Annotated in this window: 4 protein-coding genes; 3 read left to right on the forward strand and 1 reads right to left on the reverse strand. The window is 57.0% G+C overall.

Annotated elements, in window-relative coordinates; translation table 11 throughout:
• Nucleotides 1-199 precede the first annotated feature (199 nt).
• The 3 genes from FEV53_RS19775 (at nt 200) to FEV53_RS21100 (ending at nt 1,555) form a co-directional block, all read left to right on the forward strand.
• Nucleotides 200-394, forward strand: coding sequence for a hypothetical protein (locus tag FEV53_RS19775; protein ID WP_142836362.1), 195 nt, complete (start codon nt 200-202; stop codon nt 392-394).
• Between the two features lie 353 nt (nt 395-747).
• Nucleotides 748-1,038, forward strand: coding sequence for a PadR family transcriptional regulator (locus tag FEV53_RS22265; protein WP_142836363.1), 291 nt, complete (start codon nt 748-750; stop codon nt 1,036-1,038).
• Nucleotides 1,031-1,555, forward strand: a complete 525-nt coding sequence (locus FEV53_RS21100) for a hypothetical protein (protein WP_185962357.1) — start codon at nt 1,031-1,033, stop codon at nt 1,553-1,555. Before FEV53_RS22265 ends, FEV53_RS21100 begins: the two co-directional genes overlap by 8 nt.
• A gap of 76 nt (nt 1,556-1,631) precedes the next feature.
• Here the strand turns inward: FEV53_RS21100 and FEV53_RS19790 are convergent.
• A protein-coding gene (locus tag FEV53_RS19790) for an IS3 family transposase (protein WP_142836365.1) occupies nt 1,632-2,758 on the reverse strand; the annotation gives its coding sequence in 2 pieces (ribosomal slippage) (nt 1,632-2,494 and nt 2,494-2,758; 1,128 coding nt in all).
• Nucleotides 2,759-3,607: the final 849 nt, after the last annotated feature.

Here is a 3,607-nt window from a genome sequence, read left to right on the forward strand (position 1 = left end):
CAGTCGAGGGGGGCGGTGCGGGAGGCGAGCGGCCAGACGCCTGCGGCGCCTGACACGTCTCTTTCGCCTCCCTGACCTTCAACAGCTAATTTCCCCTGCCCGTTCCGGGCATTCCTCGCGAAACAAATTAGCTGCTGACCCCCCTCTTTCCCTGCCGCCTCGTCAATTTCATCGAAACACGAACCAAGGGATCAGACAGATGGCTTCTCAAAACTTCAAACTGAGTGTGAAATCCGGCGAAACAGACGGCAAGACCTTCTGGGATCAGTGCGGCGTGGTCTTTGTCAACACCGATGCCGCCGGGAACATCACCTCGATCCAGGTGAAGCACAGCATGTTTCCGAATGTGGAGATGGTGGCCTTCCCCCCACGGGAGCGCGACGATCGGGGCTGAGCCTATCGGGGGGCCTGCGGGCCTCCCACCCTTTTTGCGGACCAGGCAGGGCCGGGGCTAAAGCCCGTGCCCCTGCCTTCGATGCCTGTGGCAAACGTCGGGACAGGCACACCTCCGAGGGAGGCAGCGCGGGCTGCGCCCCCGCCTGTCCCTCGTCGCTGGGCTGCGGCGGTCTTCGCCCGCTGCGCAGACAATCCCCTCAGGCAAAGCGCGACGCCGGTGACCTGAAGGCAAGCGGGATACCGGAACGGCGCCTGACGGACCCGCCCGGGTCAGGGCTGGGGAATGGGCGTGAAGCGGGACGGAGGTGAAACTCTTGATCGTCAGTCTTACATGATGTAAGACTCAAAAATATGGAAAACATCTCAAACCTTGAATACACAATCCTCGACCTGCTTCGGGCAGGCCAAGAGCGCTACGGCCTTGAAATGGTCAGTGAAAGCGGCGGGGCGTTAAAGCGAGGCTCCATCTATGTCACGCTGTCCAGGATGGAGCGTAAAGGATACATCGAGTCCCGTCAGGAAATTGTCCCGAGTGTACCTGGTATGCCCCGCAGGCTGTATAGGGTAACCGGCTTAGGCCAACAGGCGCTGTCAGCAGCCGATGCAGCACGGGCTGCGTTTTATGGGGGGCAACATGCGTAAGACGTCTGACAAAGAAATAGCTTTTGCTGCTATTGTAGGTGTTGCTGCCGCTGCTGGTAGTTTTTTTAATGATGCTATTAGTGCCGGTGTTGTTGCCGCTACTGGTAGTGTTTTTAATGATGCTGTTAGTGCCGGTGATGTTGCTGCTAGTGTTGCTATTATTTTTGCTGCTGCTGGTTTTGCTGCTAGTGTTGCTATTATTTATTTTAGTATTAAACGTGGGATCTATGTATCAGGCGATAAAAATAGAATTAAAATCCATTCAGCGCCCGGAGCAATGGCTGTGAAGTTGTTGCAGTTTCTTTTACCCAGAAAAGCATATGATGAGATCTTTGCTCAGGTAATCGCAGACACCCGCTTAGCCTACTATGAGGCACTCGCTAAAGGTAACACGGCAAAAGCGAGGTATATACGGATACGTGATAGTATCATTCTCGCAATCGTGTTTGTGGAGTTTTTGCTCGCGGCTTGTCTGGATCGGGGAGTGAAAATCTACAAAGCTTTCAGTTCCCGGTAGCTGTAGAAAATTTCCATTACCACGCATTTGCGCATTTGAGATTGATCAGCCCCACTTGAGTGGTCCAATTTGATTGTTAGTGCATGATCGGCCTTCGGTCCATCGTGACGACGGTTTCCGGAGCCGGTGGGCGGTAGCCTAATGCGCTGTGTGGTCGTTTCGTGTTGTAGTGTTTCCTCCATTCTTCGATCAGGATCTGCGCCTCGCGCAGGCTGTAGAAGGTTTCGCCATTCAGGAACTCGTCGCGGAAACGGGCATTGAAGCTTTCCACATATCCGTTCTCCCAAGGTGACCCGGGTTCGATATAGGCGGTCTTGGCTCCAACAGCTTTGATCCAGTCCTGTACGGCCTGAGCAACGAACTCCGGGCCGTTGTCGGACCGAATGAATGATGGCACGCCGCGCAGGATGAACAGGTCGCTCAGCGCATCGATGACGTTGCCTGAGTTCAGCTTGCGATCCACGCGGATGGTCAAGCACTCCCGGCTGTATTCGTCAATGATGTTGAGCGTTCGGAACGCCTTCCCATCGTCCGTGCGGCAATGCACGAAGTCATATGACCAAACATGGTTTGGATGCTCAGGTCGCAATCGGACACACGATCCATCATTCAGCCAGAGCCGTCCCTTCTTTGCTTGCTTCATTGGGACTTTCAGCCCCTCTCGTCGCCACAGCCTTTCGACGCGCTTGTCGTTCACATGCCAGCCAGCATCTCTGAGCAGTGCTGCAATCCGACGATAGCCATACCGTCCATATTGCCGGGTCAGCCCGATCATGTCGGCCACCAGGCGCTCTTCGTCCGGGCGGCCAGCAGGCACCTTACGCTGCGTGGATCGGTGCTGTCTGAGAACACGACAGGCACGGCTCTCCGAGACAATCAGCTCCGCTCGAACACGATCAATGCAAGCACGGCGACGAGCGGGGCTCAGAAGTTTCCCTTTGCGGCCTCCGCCAGGATCAGCTTGTCCAGCGTTAAGTCGGAAACGGCCTTGCGCAGGCGCTCATTTTCTTTCTGAAGACGCTTCAGTTCCTTCAATTGGTCCGCGCCCATTCCACCGTACTTCTTCTTCCAGCGATAATACGTTTGTTCAGTCACACCGATCTGACGGATCGCATCCAGACGCGGCATCCCTTGCCCCGTCAGAACCTCAACCTGCCGTAACTTCGTCACTATTTCCTCGGGCTTGGGGCGCTTGTTTGCCATCTGTTTCCTCCGTTTTCCTAAACATAGCGGAGGACCACTTCAGTGGGGGAAGACCAAGATATTCTGTGGCGCTGCAAACGGCGGTCCGTTTTGCAGAAGGGCCCTGGTAGGAAGTTAGCGCTTCCTCCTGGGCCTTGATCTGTTCGCGGCTCATCATGCATCTCTCGATTGATCAGGCAGTCAGGGACAGAAATAAGGGCGTCTCGCCGACAAGCGGCGACCGTGCCCTAGTCGCGCGAGCGCGACCCGAGCCTGACCGGACGATGGGGCCGGCTGCGGCTGGCGCAAAACCGTCTCTACGCGCCAATTTTGAGCCTGCCGGTCCTGGCCCCCCTGCCCGATCCGTCTCGGCCCATTCGGGTAACGGTCACTGACGCGGCGCTGAACCGGCATCGCCCGCAGGTGGGAGGCCCGCAGACCCCCCGACAGGCAAATCCGGTGTCGCGATCCGAGGAGAGGCCATCTCCACATTCGGAAACATGCCCGCGCGCCGAACCGGGGTCATGCCCGTGATCCGGCGTCATCGGTGTTGACGCGGACACAGGAGCCACGTCAGTCCCGGTTGCAGCCGTCCTTTTCGCCGGTATGACACTCAGAAGATCTCGACCAATGCTGTCAGATCCCTCGGCACGTGTTTCTTCAAGATGAAATATGGCGGCAGTCGAGGGGGGCGGTGCGGGAGGCGAGCGGCCAGACGCCTGCGGCGCCTGACACGTCTCTTTCGCCTCCCTGACCTTCAACAGCTAATTTCCCCTGCCCGTTCCGGGCATTCCTCGCGAAACAAATTAGCTGCTGACCCCCCTCTTTCCCTGCCGCCTCGTCAATTTCATCGAAACACGAACCAAGGGA

Origin of the sequence: Palleronia caenipelagi, from assembly GCF_007004065.1 — a bacterium.
Lineage (GTDB): Bacteria > Pseudomonadota > Alphaproteobacteria > Rhodobacterales > Rhodobacteraceae > Palleronia > Palleronia caenipelagi.

Bases quoted from the DNA above. Each gene is read 5' to 3' on its own strand.
- FEV53_RS19775 (WP_142836362.1), top strand. From the start codon at position 200: ATGGCTTCTCAAAACTTCAAACTGAGTGTGAAATCCGGCGAAACAGAC.
- FEV53_RS22265 (WP_142836363.1), top strand. From the start codon at position 748: ATGGAAAACATCTCAAACCTTGAATACACAATCCTCGACCTGCTTCGG.
- FEV53_RS21100 (WP_185962357.1), top strand. From the start codon at position 1,031: ATGCGTAAGACGTCTGACAAAGAAATAGCTTTTGCTGCTATTGTAGGT.